This is a genomic window from Sphingomonas longa (genome assembly GCF_016892685.1).
Lineage (GTDB): Bacteria > Pseudomonadota > Alphaproteobacteria > Sphingomonadales > Sphingomonadaceae > Sphingomonas > Sphingomonas longa.
In genome coordinates this window covers 67,304-81,476 of record NZ_JAFEMC010000005.1, presented here as the reverse complement: position 1 = coordinate 81,476, position 14,173 = coordinate 67,304, and the positions used below count along the sequence as shown (strand labels likewise).

Annotated in this window: 11 protein-coding genes; 3 read left to right on the top strand and 8 right to left on the bottom strand. The window is 66.0% G+C overall.

All coding sequences use genetic code 11. From position 1 onward, the window contains the following. The first annotated feature begins 66 nt into the window (after positions 1–66). Complete coding sequence (locus ILT43_RS15820; protein WP_204199952.1) at positions 67–672, top strand: FMN-dependent NADH-azoreductase; 606 nt, start codon at positions 67–69, stop codon at positions 670–672. A gap of 367 nt (positions 673–1,039) precedes the next feature. Here ILT43_RS15820 and ILT43_RS15815 read toward each other — a convergent pair whose 3' ends face one another. Then, positions 1,040–1,831, bottom strand: coding sequence for a hypothetical protein (locus ILT43_RS15815; RefSeq protein WP_204199951.1), 792 nt, complete (start codon positions 1,829–1,831; stop codon positions 1,040–1,042). Positions 1,832–2,017: 186 nt separating this feature from the next. On the opposite strand from ILT43_RS15815, the gene ILT43_RS15810 reads away from it, so the two are divergent. Next, positions 2,018–3,331, top strand: coding sequence for a cation:proton antiporter (locus tag ILT43_RS15810; RefSeq protein ID WP_211534562.1), 1,314 nt, complete (start codon positions 2,018–2,020; stop codon positions 3,329–3,331). A gap of 267 nt (positions 3,332–3,598) precedes the next feature. Here ILT43_RS15810 and ILT43_RS15805 read toward each other — a convergent pair whose 3' ends face one another. Further along, positions 3,599–4,189 (bottom strand): DUF4197 domain-containing protein, encoded by a 591-nt coding sequence (locus ILT43_RS15805; RefSeq protein ID WP_204199949.1) that lies wholly within the window; start codon positions 4,187–4,189, stop codon positions 3,599–3,601. Between the two features lie 359 nt (positions 4,190–4,548). Between ILT43_RS15805 and ILT43_RS15800 the strand changes: the two genes are divergently transcribed. Beyond that, entirely contained in the window at positions 4,549–4,983 is a 435-nt protein-coding gene (locus ILT43_RS15800; RefSeq protein WP_204199948.1) for a DUF892 family protein, read from the top strand. Between the two features lie 25 nt (positions 4,984–5,008). Here ILT43_RS15800 and ILT43_RS15795 read toward each other — a convergent pair whose 3' ends face one another. The 6 genes from ILT43_RS15795 to ILT43_RS15770 all read right to left on the bottom strand — a co-directional run bounded on the left by ILT43_RS15795 (position 5,009) and on the right by ILT43_RS15770 (position 13,767). Further along, on the bottom strand, positions 5,009–6,694 hold the full coding sequence (locus ILT43_RS15795; RefSeq protein WP_204199947.1) for a recombinase family protein: 1,686 nt from the start codon (positions 6,692–6,694) through the stop codon (positions 5,009–5,011). Beyond that, positions 6,691–7,104 (bottom strand): DUF2924 domain-containing protein, encoded by a 414-nt coding sequence (locus ILT43_RS15790; protein WP_204199946.1) that lies wholly within the window; start codon positions 7,102–7,104, stop codon positions 6,691–6,693. The genes ILT43_RS15795 and ILT43_RS15790 overlap by 4 nt, the downstream gene beginning before the upstream one ends. Continuing rightward, complete coding sequence (locus ILT43_RS15785; RefSeq protein ID WP_204199945.1) at positions 7,101–7,619, bottom strand: DUF3489 domain-containing protein; 519 nt, start codon at positions 7,617–7,619, stop codon at positions 7,101–7,103. The genes ILT43_RS15790 and ILT43_RS15785 overlap by 4 nt, the downstream gene beginning before the upstream one ends. 412 nt (positions 7,620–8,031) lie before the next feature. Further along, the gene (locus ILT43_RS15780) at positions 8,032–11,304 is read right to left on the bottom strand and encodes an error-prone DNA polymerase (RefSeq protein ID WP_204199944.1); all 3,273 of its coding nucleotides are present in this window, start codon (positions 11,302–11,304) and stop codon (positions 8,032–8,034) included. After that, a complete protein-coding gene (locus tag ILT43_RS15775; RefSeq protein WP_204199943.1) occupies positions 11,304–13,088 on the bottom strand; it encodes a Y-family DNA polymerase in 1,785 nt (594 codons plus the stop codon). Before ILT43_RS15775 ends, ILT43_RS15780 begins: the two co-directional genes overlap by 1 nt. After that, positions 13,006–13,767 (bottom strand): damage-inducible protein, encoded by a 762-nt coding sequence (locus tag ILT43_RS15770; protein ID WP_204199942.1) that lies wholly within the window; start codon positions 13,765–13,767, stop codon positions 13,006–13,008. Before ILT43_RS15770 ends, ILT43_RS15775 begins: the two co-directional genes overlap by 83 nt. Positions 13,768–14,173: the final 406 nt, after the last annotated feature.

The window sequence follows — 14,173 nt, the reverse complement described above, 5'->3', positions numbered from 1 at the left end:
TCCTTGGCGGGGCGCTTGAAGTCTCATAGCTGGTCCAGGTCACTTTTCCAGACCGGAGCTGACCTTATGAACATCCTGCACATCGATGCCAGTGCGAGCGACAGCGCTGCCTCGCATACACGCCGCCTCTCCAGCCAATTCGTTGAGCGGCTCAAGACGGCCAATCCCAGTGCGACAATCGTGTACCGCGATCTTGTTGCCGATCAGCTTCCTCACGTGGACATGACGATCCGGCATGCCTGGACGGCCGAGGACAGCGGCGAAACCAAGCTGGCCGAGACCATGAGCCGATCCAAGACTCTGGTTGACGAGCTGAAGGCGGCAGACGTGGTGGTGGTCGGCTCGCCCATGTACAACTTTACGGTGCCCTCGACGTTAAAGGCGTGGGTCGACCATGTAGCGATCGCCGGGCAAACCTTCAGCTACACGGCCGAGGGGCCACGCGGGTTGCTGAGCGGCAAGGTGTATCTCGTCCTCTCATCGGGTGGGATTTACTCGGAAGGGCCGTTCGCTGGGTACGATCACCTGTCGACCTACCTCACAGCGATCTTTAACTTCCTCGGCATGCTGGACGTCGAGGTGATCCGAGCGGAAGGCATCGCTTACGGGCCGGAGCAGGATCAGGCCGCGATGGCGAGCGCCGCTCAAAGGATTGAGGCGATGGCCGCCTGAGCAGGTCGACAACGAAGCCAGCCACGAGCCGGGCCGTGGCTGGTCCCCTGATTGGAACTTTGGAGTAAACCTGAACAGACGTCAGCTTCCGGGCCGTCGCGAAGCGGACGTGAATGGCCGAAGGTGGGTCAAGCGCACGCGCCGGACATCATGGCTGCAAGAGGGATGCGCCGCTGATCACGCGGAGCCGTGCACAGCCTCATGCCAGCAACCGGAGCAAGTGCTGGCGCTGTCAATCTCGCGCACGTCACTCCCCACCTGGAATGCTGCTGGCTCTATCGTGCTTGCGCAAGCCGTGGAAGTGGTTGTGAGCCGCTGTAGTGGAGGCGCAGCCAGGCAGGGTTCTACGGAAGGGGAGCTCGAGGGGCTATTGTCTTCCGGCGGCTGATGATGCTGTCGCATCCTTCTTGAGCATGGCGTCCTTAACCGTGTTTCCGGCCATGGCTCCGGCCGCAACGGAAATGACGACGTTGCCAACGAAGATCTCGGCAATGCCGACGACGCTGCCGAACGCCATCAAGGCCGACGTCGTGACGGGCAGTGCAGTCACCAGCCTGCCGAATGTGATCTTGGCTTCCTGTCTGATGGCCTGCAGTCGCGACAGTGCCGTGGTCAGCGGCTGCTCGCGCTCCACGCACATAATTAGCTGGCCAAGCGCGTCATGAAGGGCCCTGAGCTGCTGGAGCGCGACAGCACGATCCGTATCGACCGGGCCGCCGTTGCCGAGGGCGCGTTCCTCGTCGTCGATCAGACGCTGCACTGCTTCGAGTGCAATTGGGGCAAGGGCCTGAACGATCGCGGCCTGTTCATGCCGGGCAGGCCGGCCCGTCCACGCGGCCGAGCTGATTGGCTCGTCTCCCCTGATCTCGTTCCAGAGCGGCAGGAACTCCTGCCGCACCCTGTCCCGGCGGGCTGCCCGATCCTTCGTTTCGCGGATGTGGCGAACAAACGCTTCGAGGCCGGGCTGCGCAGCGATGAACGAGGGAGCGAGCGGCCGCAGGTCTACGCGGGCCAGCAGTGCACGGCGTAGCGCCTTGTACCTCGCGTCATCAGCGAGATCTTGGATGCCGTCGCATGCGCCCAGGCACAGTGTCTGAAGCCGCTGCAGGGCCTCCTCGTCACTCAGGCCCTCAGGCCAGCTCTTCTGCAAAACACCCATGTTTCTCAACCTGTTCGACTCGGCAGGTCCATGTGGCACATCCAAAGGGTTGTAGGACATAGGGGGAACAGAAGCGCTTCTGAATACGCCTTGTGAGTCACGGAGACACGCAGACGAGCGGTACCCCAACGCGTCGTCTGTGCATTGATGGTGGGTCCGCCCGCAGCGTGCGGCCGTTAAGGGCACATGCCGTCCTTCTCGCCTGAACCTTACATCCTCATCATGACTGGTGCCGGCCTGCTGATCGCTCTGGTGGCGTGGCTGCCACTTGCGCTCAGGCGGCTGCCGCTGTCGCTGCCAATTGTCTGTATTGGCATTGGCGCCGCTATCTTCCTCCTGCCGCAGGTAACATTGCGGCCACTGCCGGTGCGCTACCCGGAAATAACCGAGCGCTTTGCCGAATTTGTGGTCATCATCGCGCTGATGGGCGCCGGCCTGAAAATCGATCGGGTCTTCGGCTGGCGACGCTGGTCGATCACCTGGCGACTTCTGGCGATCACCATGCCGCTCGGCATTCTCGCGATTACACTGCTGACGTGGTGGGCGCTTGGCTTAAGCTGGGCCGTAGCCCTGTTGCTTGCAGCCAGCCTTGCGCCGACTGATCCCGTGTTGGCGTCGGACGTTCAGGTTGGCCCACCCAAGACAGGGGACGAGGATGAGGTGCGCTTCGGCCTCACCTCCGAAGCCGGCCTCAACGACGGGGCGGCCTTTCCATTTGTGCACCTGGCCATCCTGCTGGCAGTCGCGCTACCGGCAGGCAAGCCATGGCTGGGGGAGTGGCTGACCTACCGGGTGTTATGGGAAATCGGAGGAGGCATCGCCGGCGGCTGGATCGTCGGCCGCGTCTTTGGCTGGCTGACCTTCCATGTTCCGGCCGAGACCAAGCTTGCACGGACCGGCGACGGCCTGATCGCGCTCTCGGCGACCTTCGTCTCCTACGGTTTGACGGAGATCATGCATGTGTATGGTTTTCTGGCCGTCTTCGTCACCGCGCTCACCGTCCGACACACGCACCGCGAGCATGAGTTCCAGGCAGACATGCACGCGATTACTGAGCAGATCGAGCGGCTGGCCATGATGGTGCTGCTGATCCTGTTTGGTGGTGCTCTGGTCAGCGGATTGCTGGCGCCCGTCACGTGGACAGACGCTGGCGTAACGCTGGTCATTCTGCTGATCGTGCGCCCGGTGACAGGCTGGCTTGCCCTGCTCGGCTACCGAGCCGATCAGGGCGAGAAAATGACCCTCGCCTTCTTTGGCATTCGCGGGGTCGGCTCGATCTACTATCTGGCCTACGGCATCAACCATATGGACGTGGCAAACGCAGAACGCCTCTGGTGCATTGTCGGGCTGGTGGTGCTGGTTTCTGTGCTCCTGCATGGTCTGACCGTGACGCCCATCATGCGTTCACTGGACAAACGGCGTGGCGTGGATCCCGATGCGAATGGCGTGCCCCCGCCCGGGTTACAGGGGCCTGCAGAGCGAAGTGTTTCGGCGAGCTAAGTCAGCCCCGCGCTTCTCGTTCTGCATCGCGAACCGCCTTATTTGCGTCGCGCCTGAGGGTTGCGGCTGACGACCGCTCGGCCTGTTCTGCCATCAGGGTCCAGCGCTCCGCCGCATGCAACGCTCGGGCACGGACTTAGCGAGGGTTGCCGTCCCGGCTTCCTTGCGCTGCTCCTCGGCCCTCTGACGGTACTGTTCTGCTTCGGATGCCATGATCGGCACCAACACCTCTCGCAAATTGATGCTGGGACGAACGCTGGCCCAAGCCTAGCCTGGTATTCGACCGGTCAGTATCGCCTCGACAAGCGGATCGCCTGCACGCGCAGGTACGGCGCGAATGGCAGCTTCTTCCCGGCCAATCGCACGCCAGAGCCCTTGTGAAGCCTGGCTGGTCACAGCGCGCTGAATCGCGGGTATGTCGATGCCGGTCGCGGCGCCAAGGACCGGCCCGAGGATCGACCCGCCTCCGATCTGCCGGAGTGCCTCACCAATCTCGGGGAACATCGCATCGATGATCTGAGCGCCGATGGATCGTTCAAGGTAGGAGGTGGCGGCGGTCGGCCCGCCGCGAACGATGCCGAGTGCATCCGAAAAGGTGAGGGACTGGATCGAGTCATAAACAAGCGGCGCGGCGCGATCCGCAGCTTCGCCCGCGGCGCGGTTGATCGCCAGCGTCAGTTCACGCTGCACCGGTGCCGATCGCAACAGGGCACCGAGAACGGCGGCAGAACGATCGCTGCTTCCACCTGGAAGTGTAATGCGCGCAGCGGGATCGTTCAGGTAGCCGTTTGATGTTGCCAGCCGGGCAAGCGCACGCTGGCTGGAGATCTCCAACAGGCGTCGCAGACCCTCGGTCAAACCTCCACCCGGTCCGCCTGTGACGCAGGCTGGCAGAGCGAGCAGCGGGGCCATCAACGCTGCACCGAGAAGCAGTGATCTGCGGGAAGGCTGGGACATGCGGCTGTTCTCTTCTGTCAGTCGGGCTGGCCTCCGCTCGCGCTGTCCGCCCTAACGTCCGCTGAACAGGCGCCATAATCGCTACCGCCTTCGATGGTCCGCCATCCCGATTTCATGATCAATCATGCGTCCTGTCAGCGACTGATCGCGTCGCTGGTCTTCCCGTATGGGGGGTGGCGGTCACCTTACGCGGAACCGCCGTTTCCTCTGCACGCTGGACAGGAATGACAACTACATCTTCCGCAGCGGCGCTTCTGCACGTGGCGCTCCAGGATCTCCATGCGGGCAAGTTGGATCAGGTGCGAAGGCTGCCTGCTATCGCATCAGGGTGCTCTGATGCCGTACTCGCCGAGTGTCTTCGCACCGAAGCTGCAACTGCTGCTGCTCAGGCTGAGCGCCTGCTGAGGGCCGGTGGCGACATGGAAGGGCCTTCCAATCTGTGGATGAACGGCATTCTGGACGACGCCGAGCGCGACGCGAGTCAGACGCAGCGCGGCCGACTGCTCGACATCGCGCTGACGGGGGCGATCCGAAAGGCGAAGGCAGCAGAGATCGTGTCGTCGGAAACGGCGCTACGGCTGGCCACCGAACTCGGCCTGGATGACATTGTGCTGGCGGTTGAAGCCAATCGTCAGGATGAAATCGCGGCGGACCGGCGTCTGAAAGCCTGCCTTTACCGGCTTACTGGGAGCTGAGGTCGTCCTCAGGCCTGACGGTGGATCAGCGTTGTTTCGGCAGCAGCGTCGTCACCTGCTCAGCCCAGAGCACCGGCACTGCGCCGGTGGCGGTCAGCGCTGCTCCATCGACACCAGTCCTGACGTTGCCGGCAAGGATCGCCTCGACCACTGCCGGTGCCAGAAACGCCAGCCGCAGCACGCGCGTGACATAGCCTGCCTGCACGTTCTCGCGGGCAGCGAGCGTGGTGACATCAAGCTCGCCAGCCTTGAGGATGCTCCACCAGCGGCGCGCCTTGAGGATGAGGCGGACGAGCGATCCGTTGGCGGTCGCGGTCACGCCGCTGCCACTGGCATGCACCAGCCGCATGACACGTCCTGAGCGGGTGAGCCGCACCTCCGAGCGGATGGTGATGCATTCTACTGTGGTGGCGTTGCTGGTGAGTTGAAGGACCGCAGCAATGGCTGCAGCATTGCAAACCAGATCGATGCGCCCGTCATGGATCTGCACCAAGGTGACAATGCTGCGGGCAGCATCCTTCAGGATAGCCGGCGCACCCGTCGCAATCGCGTCGGCGTTCGCTGCGGCGGCGGCAAAGCTGTCCGGCTTCAGCTCGAGCTGTGCGGCAGCAGCAAGCGCGACCGGATCGGCAAACAGCTCGGCGATCCGCCGGGTGACGGCCGCCTCCAGCTCTGTGGCGGGAATGCGCAGCCCGGTGTCGCTGGAGCCGGTCTGCAGATCACGACTGACATAGTAGCGGTAGCGGGCCTTCCCCTTGGCGGCATGGGTGGCGACCAGCGGCCGCCCTTGCGCATCCACGACGCGGCCGGCGAGCAGGCTGGCGGCTGCCCGGCCACCGCGACGCTGCTCGCCCTGGCGGTTGTCGGTGAGCTTTGCCTGCACCGCCTCCCAAACGTCGCGCGCGATGATCGGCGGATGGAGGCCGGCGTGAACCCGTCCCTGATGGTTGATCTCGCCGACGTATGTCGCACAGCGCAGGATCGAGTAGAGGTTGCCACGCGAGAAGCGGACACCGCCGAAGGCCTTGCCACCGAGGGTGGTGCGGACCGGCGCGCCAATATTGGTGCGTTCCAGCTCCTCGGACAGGCTGCGCACCGAGCCAAGCGCCAGATACCGCGTGTAAATCTGCCGGATAATGGCGGCATGCTCCTCGACGATTCTGAGGGATCGTCCATCAGGCGCGTAGCCGAGCGGCGGCGTACCACCCATCCACATGCCCCGGGCCTTGGAGGCGGCGATCTTGTCGCGGATGCGCTCGGCGGTGACCTCCCGCTCGAACTGGGCAAAGGAGAGCAGCATGTTGAGGGTAAGCCGCCCCATGCTGGTGGTGGTGTTGAACGACTGGGTGACCGAGACAAAGCTGGTGCCGGCGGCATCAAAGGCCTCCACCAGTTTCGAGAAGTCGAGCAGCGAGCGCGTCAGCCGGTCGACCTTGTAGACGACGATGATGTCGATCTCGCCGCCTGCGACATCGGCCAGCAGCCGCTGCAGGGCAGGGCGGGCGAGCGTCCCGCCCGAGATGCCGCCATCGTCATAGCGGCTGGGGCTCAGCAGCCAGCCTTCGCTGGCCTGGCTGAGGATGTAGGCGCTGCACGCCTCTCTCTGCGCATCGAGCGAGTTGAAGTCCTGCTCCAGACCCTCCTCGCTCGACTTGCGCGTGTAGATCGCACAGCGGACCGTGGTCGCGGCTCTGCTCAGGACAGGCTTCATGCCGCGACCTTCTTCTTCAGGCCGAAGAAGGCAGGTCCGGACCAGCGGGTGCCGGTGATCGCGCGGGCGACCTCGCTCAGCGAGCGGTATGGCCGCTCCTCCCAGCGGACGACCTGATCCTCGCCCACCGTCACCACATGCACGCGGCCCTGCCACTCGCGCACCAGCCGCATGCCGGGCCGGGCAGGGGCGGTCAGCGTCTCGCCGCGGCCGAGCTGGTCGAGCGTGCGCGTGGTCGCCCGCGACAGGCCGCCGAAGCTGCGCGCCTGCAGCTCCCACGCAAGCGCCAGCCGCAGCAGCTTCGGGCTGATCCGCGGCACCGGGCTGCCGGTCAGCGCCGACCACCGCTCGCGCAGGACAGCCGAGGACAGCGCCTCCAGCGCGGCGATCTCCGCCTCGACAGCGCTCATGCTGCGGCCGCCGCAGCGTCGATGCGGTAGCAGGTCGCGCCATCGCGGCTGTGCCGCACGATGATGTGGCCCCTCTTGCGCAGGCCCGTGAGTGCAGCGCGGGTGGTGTGCGGCAGCCAGCCGGTGGCGGTGATCAGCTCCGGCAGCGTTGCGCCCGCAGGCTGCGACAGCAGTGCCACCACCGTGCTGGCTTTGGTGACCCGAGACGCAGTAGCCACTGGATCAGGCGAGGGTGGCTGGGCCGCATCGCCTTGCTCGCCATCGACAATGCCGATGGCGGCGAGCCCCGACGCGGTGACGTAGACGCCGTAGCGAACATCAGCGTCGGTGCGGTGCACCGCATCCGCGTCGCGGGCCTCGCGCTCGTCAGCGTAGCCGGCGCTCACCAGTGCGCCGATAGCCCTGGTGATGCCGCCGCCGCGGCGCAGCGTCTGCGGCAGGGGATAGAGGCTGGCGGTGTCGTTCTGCGCTGCATGGGTCAGCAGGATGGCCTGCGTGTCGCTGAGTTTTGGCATGGTGGTGTTCCTTGGCTCGCAGCGGCTCCAGTGCCGCTGCCACCACCGGCAGCCCTGTCGGTCACGCCGATCAGGGCTCTGGCTCGTGCGCTCCCGCTGCGCATCCGAGTCGAGCATCCTGTCGCTCTGGTGCGCGCTGAAGTCGAGCGACTAGGTCGTGGTTTCCCGCAGCTGGCGAACAATCCCGTTGTATGCAGCCGTGCAACCCTGCGCGCGCCCAATGTCATGGTCGGTGGCAGCCGAGCTCCAGAACATGTCGAGGGGCCACCGCTCCGGGCAGTGCGTTAGGAGGCACCGGAGCGCGAGCCGCACCTCTACCGTGTCTACCTTGCCCTTGCCCGATCTTGCCGCGGCGGCGCGCAGGACGTGAAGCGCAAGGTCGATGATAATCCGCTGATGCCGGGACATGCGTTCAGTGGAAGTCGCGCGACTTTACGCGCACCACATCCTCCGGGTCGGCACCGGCAGCATGCGGTGGCCAGTAGCTGTCGCGCGGCCCCGGTCGCCAGCCGGCATCGCCGCGGTCCGGCGCCCCAGCATGGCGAGCGCCATCGCCACGACCCGTCGTATGCGGGAAATCCATCTGACCGACCTGCGCCAGCAGCGTCCCCTGATCGATGATCCGGTCGCAGATGACGTGGATCACCTGTCCCTCTTTCTGCACGCGCCCCTTCATGCTGATCATTGCCGCCGACATGACGGTGCGCCGCTGCGCCTCGAAGCGGTCCGGCCAGAGGATGCCGTTAGCAATCCCGGTTTCGTCCTCGATGGTGAGGAACAGGATGCCCTTTGCCGAACCAGGCTTCTGACGGACGAGGATGATCCCGGCTACCTCGACATGGCGGCCGTCCTTGATGTGCTCAAGGTCGGAACAGCGCACGATGCCGCGGCGGGAAAGGTCCTGGCGCAGGAAGGCGAGCGGATGCGCACGCAGCGACAGCTGCAAGGCGCGGTAATCCTCCACCACCTCCCGACCATCGGAGAGCGGTCGCAGCGCGACGCCAGGCTCCAGCCCTTCGGGGCTGAATAGCGCCTCCCGCTCATCGGCGGCGGCAAACAGAGGCAAAGGCGCTTCGCCTAATCCCTTCACCTTCCACAGCCCCTGTCTGCGGTCCTCGCCGAAGCTGTTGAAGGCGTCCGCTTCAGCAAGACGCTCGATCGCAGCCCGCGGAACACCGGCCCGCCGCCATACTTCCTCAACCGAGCCGAAGGGGGTATCACCACGTGCCGCGACGATCGCGGCACCATGCGCGTTGGCGAGCCCACGCACCTGCCGCAGGCCGAGCCGCACCGCCAGATAGCGTCCACGGCCCGGCTCCAGCGTGCAGTCCCAGCGGCTGGCATTGATGCAGGCAGGCCGCACCTCGACCCCGTGGTCACGCGCGTCGCGCACCACCTGCGCCGGCGCGTAGAAGCCCATCGGCTGCGCATTGAGCAGTGCTGCGCAGAACACGTCGGGATGATGGTGCTTCATCCAGCAGCTGGCGTACGCGATTTTGGCAAAGCTGGCGGCGTGGCTCTCGGGAAAGCCGTAGCTGCCAAAGCCCTCGATCTGCTTGAAGGTGCGCTCGGCGAACTCGCGCGGGTAGCCGCGTTCCACCATCCCGCCGACGAGCTTCTCGAAGAAGTGGCTGACGCCGCCGGTGAACTTGAAGGTCGCCATCGCACGGCGCAGCTGGTCCGCCTCGGCGGGTGTAAACCCTGCGCCGACGATCGCGACCTTCATCGCCTGCTCCTGAAACAGCGGCACGCCGAGCGTCTTCTCGAGCACGGCACGCAGTTCAGGACGCGGATAGTCCGGCTTCTCCCGCCCCTCACGGCGGCGCAGATAGGGGTGGACCATGTCACCCTGGATCGGTCCCGGGCGCACGATCGCCACCTCGATGACGAGGTCATAAAAGCGTGCCGGCTTCATGCGCGGCAGCATCGACATCTGCGCGCGAGACTCGATCTGGAAGGTGCCGAGCGTGTCCGCCTTCTGGATCATGGCGTAGACGTTGGGGTCATCGTCCTGAAGGTCGGCCATTCCGACGCGGACGCCCTTGGCTTCCTCCAGCATGTTGAAGGCGCGGTTCATGCAGCCGAGCATGCCCAGGCCGAGCACGTCGACCTTCATGAACTTCAGCGCATCGATGTCGTCCTTGTCCCACTCGATGACCTGCCGATCGATCATGGCGGCAGGTTCGATGGGCACGAGGTCGTCGAGCCGGTCGTGGGTGAGCACAAAGCCGCCCGGATGCTGCGACAGGTGGCGCGGTGTGCCGATCAGCTTGCGGGCAAGATCGAGCGCCAGCCGGAGCCGGCGGTCGTTCATGTTGAGGTTGAGCTGCTCGACCTGCTTCTCGCCGACACCTTCCTGGCTCCAGCCCCATACCAGCCCGGCAAGCGCCTTCGTCAGGTCTTCAGGTAGCCCCAGCGCCTTGCCAACCTCGCGGACTGCACCGCGGGCACGGTAGCGGGTGACGACCGCGGTCAGCGCCGCGCGCGTGCGGCCATAGGTCTCGTAGATCCACTGGATGATCTCTTCACGCCGCTCATGCTCGAAGTCGACATCGATGTCCGGCGGCTCGCGCCGCTCACCCGATACGAAGCGTTCGAACAGCAGCTCATGCTGGATGGGGTCGATCGAGGTGATCCCGAGCATGAAGCACACGCAGCTGTTCGCCGCCGAGCCGCGTCCCTGACACAGGATGCCGCGCCGCCGGCTCTCGGCAACGATGCTGTTGACGGTCAGGAAGTAGGGCGCGTAGCCGAGCTCGCCAATCAGCCGCAGCTCATGCGCGATCTGGGTCCGATACTGATCGGGCAGGCCGTCCGGGAACATACGCTCGGCGGCGGTCGCCGTGAGGTGCTCGAGCGCCTGTTGCGCTGTCATGCCCTCGACCACACGCTCATGCGGATACTGGTAGCTGAGTTCGCCCAGGTCGAAGGTACAGCGGCGGGCGATCTCAGCGGTCGCGCGGATCGCATCTGGATAGGCCGCGAACCGGCGCTCCATCTCCTCGGGAGCTTTCAGATGCCGATCGGCATGGCGCTCCCGCCTGTAGCCGAGCGTGTCGACGGTGCACTTCTCGCGGATGGCGGTGACCACGTCCTGGAGCAGGCGGGCATCGGGTGCATGGTAGAGGATGTCACCGACCGCGACTGTGGCCACGCCCGCGTCAGCCGCCATGCGCGAAAGGTCGTGCAGGCGCATGGCGTCGTCAGGCCGGCGGCGGAATGCGAGTGCGCAGTAGCCGCGGCTCCCGAAGACGCTGCGTAGCTGGGTCAAACCGGTGGAGGTGACTTCGTCGGGCAGATCGGGCAGCAGAATGGCGATCAGCCCGTCGCTCCACTCGACGACGTCATCCCAGCCAAGCGTGCATCCGCCCTTGCCAGCGCGCGACTTGCCGAGCGTCAGCAGCCGGGTAAGCCGAGACCAGGCTGGCTTGTCTGTCGGGTAGAGGAGAAGAGCACGGCCATCGTCGAGGTCGACGCGCGCGCCAGCGATCATCCTGACGCCTGTTGCCTTCTGAGCCTCCCACGCCCGGACCAGTCCGGCAACGCTGCCAAGGTCGGCCACCCCGAGCGCGCTATGGCCGAGCAGGGCGGCGGCGGCGAACAGCTCGTCCGGGCTGGAGGCGCCGCGCAGGAACGAGAAGTGGGTCGTCACCTGAAGTTCGACATAGGTCGTCTGCGACGCCATCAGCCGAACAGTCCGTGCAGATACCAGCTGAGGTCGCCGGTGCTCGCATCGACACCGTCGCCGCGGCGGAACAGCCAGAAGCGCGCGCCGGTGTCGTCCTCGACCCGAAAATAGTCGCGGACCGCCCAGAGCTCACCGTCACGTCGCCACCACTCGCCGTGGATGCGCTCGGGCCCGTCACCAGCAACCACGGCATGAACATGCCCTCGCCAGGTAAACCGCCGTGGTGGTGCATCGGGCAGCAGCGCGAGCACGCCGATCAGGGGTTCGGGGCGGCGCAGGAGGCGCACCGGGCGACGCCACGCGGGCCAGCCGGTCGGTGCCGCGAGCGGCGAGGCGCGGCACACTGCGCGTTCGGGAACATCGCTCTCGACCGGGGCTGCGGTAAACAGAGCGGCATCGCCCACGCGGCCAGCGAGCTGGTCGACGAGCGTGGCGACGTCGGCGGGCGCATCGTCGCCGGCAAGGCTGGCGGCAAGCGTGGTCGCGCTGAGCGGATCGGTGCGTGTGGCAGCAAGGCGCATTGTCTCGATACCATCGCCGGGGTCGATCTTCTCGATACGAAGGTGGAAGAGCCGCGCGAGGTGCGAAGCATCGCGGCTCGGGCGCGAGGTGCCGATCGCGATGCGCTGCTCGCTGCCGTCGATCCGCTCGAGGATCAGCAGCAGCGTACGAGCGCCAAGACCGCGCTCCTGCAAGGTCAGGATCATGTCGCCGAGCAGATCGCCAATGACATGTTCGATCGCCTCAGCCGTGCCGATTGGCTCAAGCAGCCTTCGCCGTGCAACCGGCGTCTCCTCTGGCACCACAGGCACAATGGGTTCGGGAACGCGACCGAGCGCCTCATCGAGACGCCTGACACTTGCGATGCCCAGTCGCCGTGCCAGCGGACCGCGCGGTAGGGGGAGCAGGTCAGCTATACGATCAAGGCCGAAGCGGGCCGCGGCGGTCAAAGCATCCGGCGTCAGGCGCAGGGCAGCCGGCGGTAAGGGCGCAAGCGCCTGCGCTTCAGAGCCGTTCGGGATGGACGTGACTGACTGACGACCAAAGCGAGCCAGCGCGTGGGCTGCTCCCGGTCTCCCCGCCACGGCCACTCGTGCGGTGAAGCCAAACCGACGACAGAAACTCACCAGCCGGCGGCAAAACCGTTCCTCGCCGCCGTGGAGATGCGCAGCACCAGTCAGGTCGAGCCATAGCCCATCGGCGCCGCTCGCCGCTGCGGTCGGAGTCCAGTGGCGCACGGCGTGCAGCGCAAGGCTGTCGAGCACAGCCTGATCCGCGGCGGGATCAGCAGGACGGATGTCGATGTCCGGCACGAGCGCCCGGGCCTGAGTAACCGCCATGCCCGGTGTCAGGCCGAGTGCCAGTGCAGCCGGGCAGGCCGCCGTAATGACGTTCCGCTGGCCGACCTGCTCGGCCAGGATCAGTGGCACGGAATGGATGACCGGGACGGGCGACCGCGCAAGACTGCCCGGTGCCGCAACCGGCCGCTTGAAGGGGTGGTCAGCGGCTTCCGAGCGCCGACCAAGTTCACGCATGGTTGGCTGCTGGTGGAGCGGTAGTGTCGACGCCTGTTCTTCGATGGCAGCACGCGCGGCGTCGGCTCGCGCCCAGCGGGCACCGGGACGCCAGCCACCGCCCCGCGGCACCGAGCAGACACTGGGATCGTCATCGACCGGAAGCTGAGGCGCTGGCTGCTGCTCAGGCAGCGCGCGCGGTCGCTCGAGCCGGCGCAGTCTCTCGATCGAGAGGTGCGGCAGGTAGAGCGAGGCGACCCGTGTCATCACACGCCTCCAATTCCAGGGTGAAAGGGGGGCCGCCGCGTTGACGCGCGAGCTCGACGGTCCAACGTGCCCGGCCGACACCCGGTGCGGGCAGCCGTTCGGACGGCGCGCAGGCGATGCGCCATCGCGTCATCGCCGCGGAGAGTTCGGTGAGTGGGCTTACGCCCGCCTTGCGCCAGCGGCGAGCCAGCAGGGCGGGTGTGCCCCCACTCATCGCGGCAAGTTGCAGTCGGCGGGTGGCGACCATGTCGGCGCGCTTCACCTCGCCGACCACGCTGGCAAGCCCGCCGTGGCGCAGCCCGTCCTCCATAACCGCGAGGACGTCTTTGTCATCTTTGGCCTCGACGAAAAGCAGCGTGGCGGGATCAAGACCCGCCTGCTCCAGTCCCGGCGCGTAAAGGTCGAAGCGCGTAAGGGCCCACAGCACACGGCGTCCGCTGCCCGCCGCCGCCCGTGCGGCAATGCCGACGGAGAAGAGCGTAGCCGCGGCATCATCAGTCAGCGTCGGCGTCGCAGCGGAGACCTCGTGTAGTCCGCCGAGCACCAACCCACCCTCTGCGAGTCGCTTGTCCAGAGCATCGATCCCGAATGGCAGGACCGCCGTCTCACCCCCACGCATCTCGCCCATGCTCTCGCGAAGAAGAGCCAGGGCATCATGGCGTTGGAGGTTGGTGGACATGGTTGCTGCGACTCATCTGTTCGCTATATGTTCCAAATTATTGACGAAGGGTCAAGGCGTTGTGGAGCGGAGTCGATGAACCGAAACGGGATCGAAGCCGCCAACGACACGGGGCGGGCGGTGTCAGCGAACGCCGAGTACGACCATGTCGGACGGCGGCTTCGCACGCTCGAAAATTGCGCGCTTCACAAGCGGACGCTGCGGCTGACCTGCCCGCGTTGCGCTCATGTCCAGGTGCTCGACGCGGTATGCCTCTGGTGGATGTTCACGCGACGAGGCTGGGACGGAAGCCTTCCCCGCGGCTTCATCGCGTCTGTGTTGCACCGCCTGCAAGGCTCAAGGCACTACGGTTCGACCGCGCATCATAGTCGGTCGGGAAGCACCCACTGGCGAGCCGCTGCCGTAC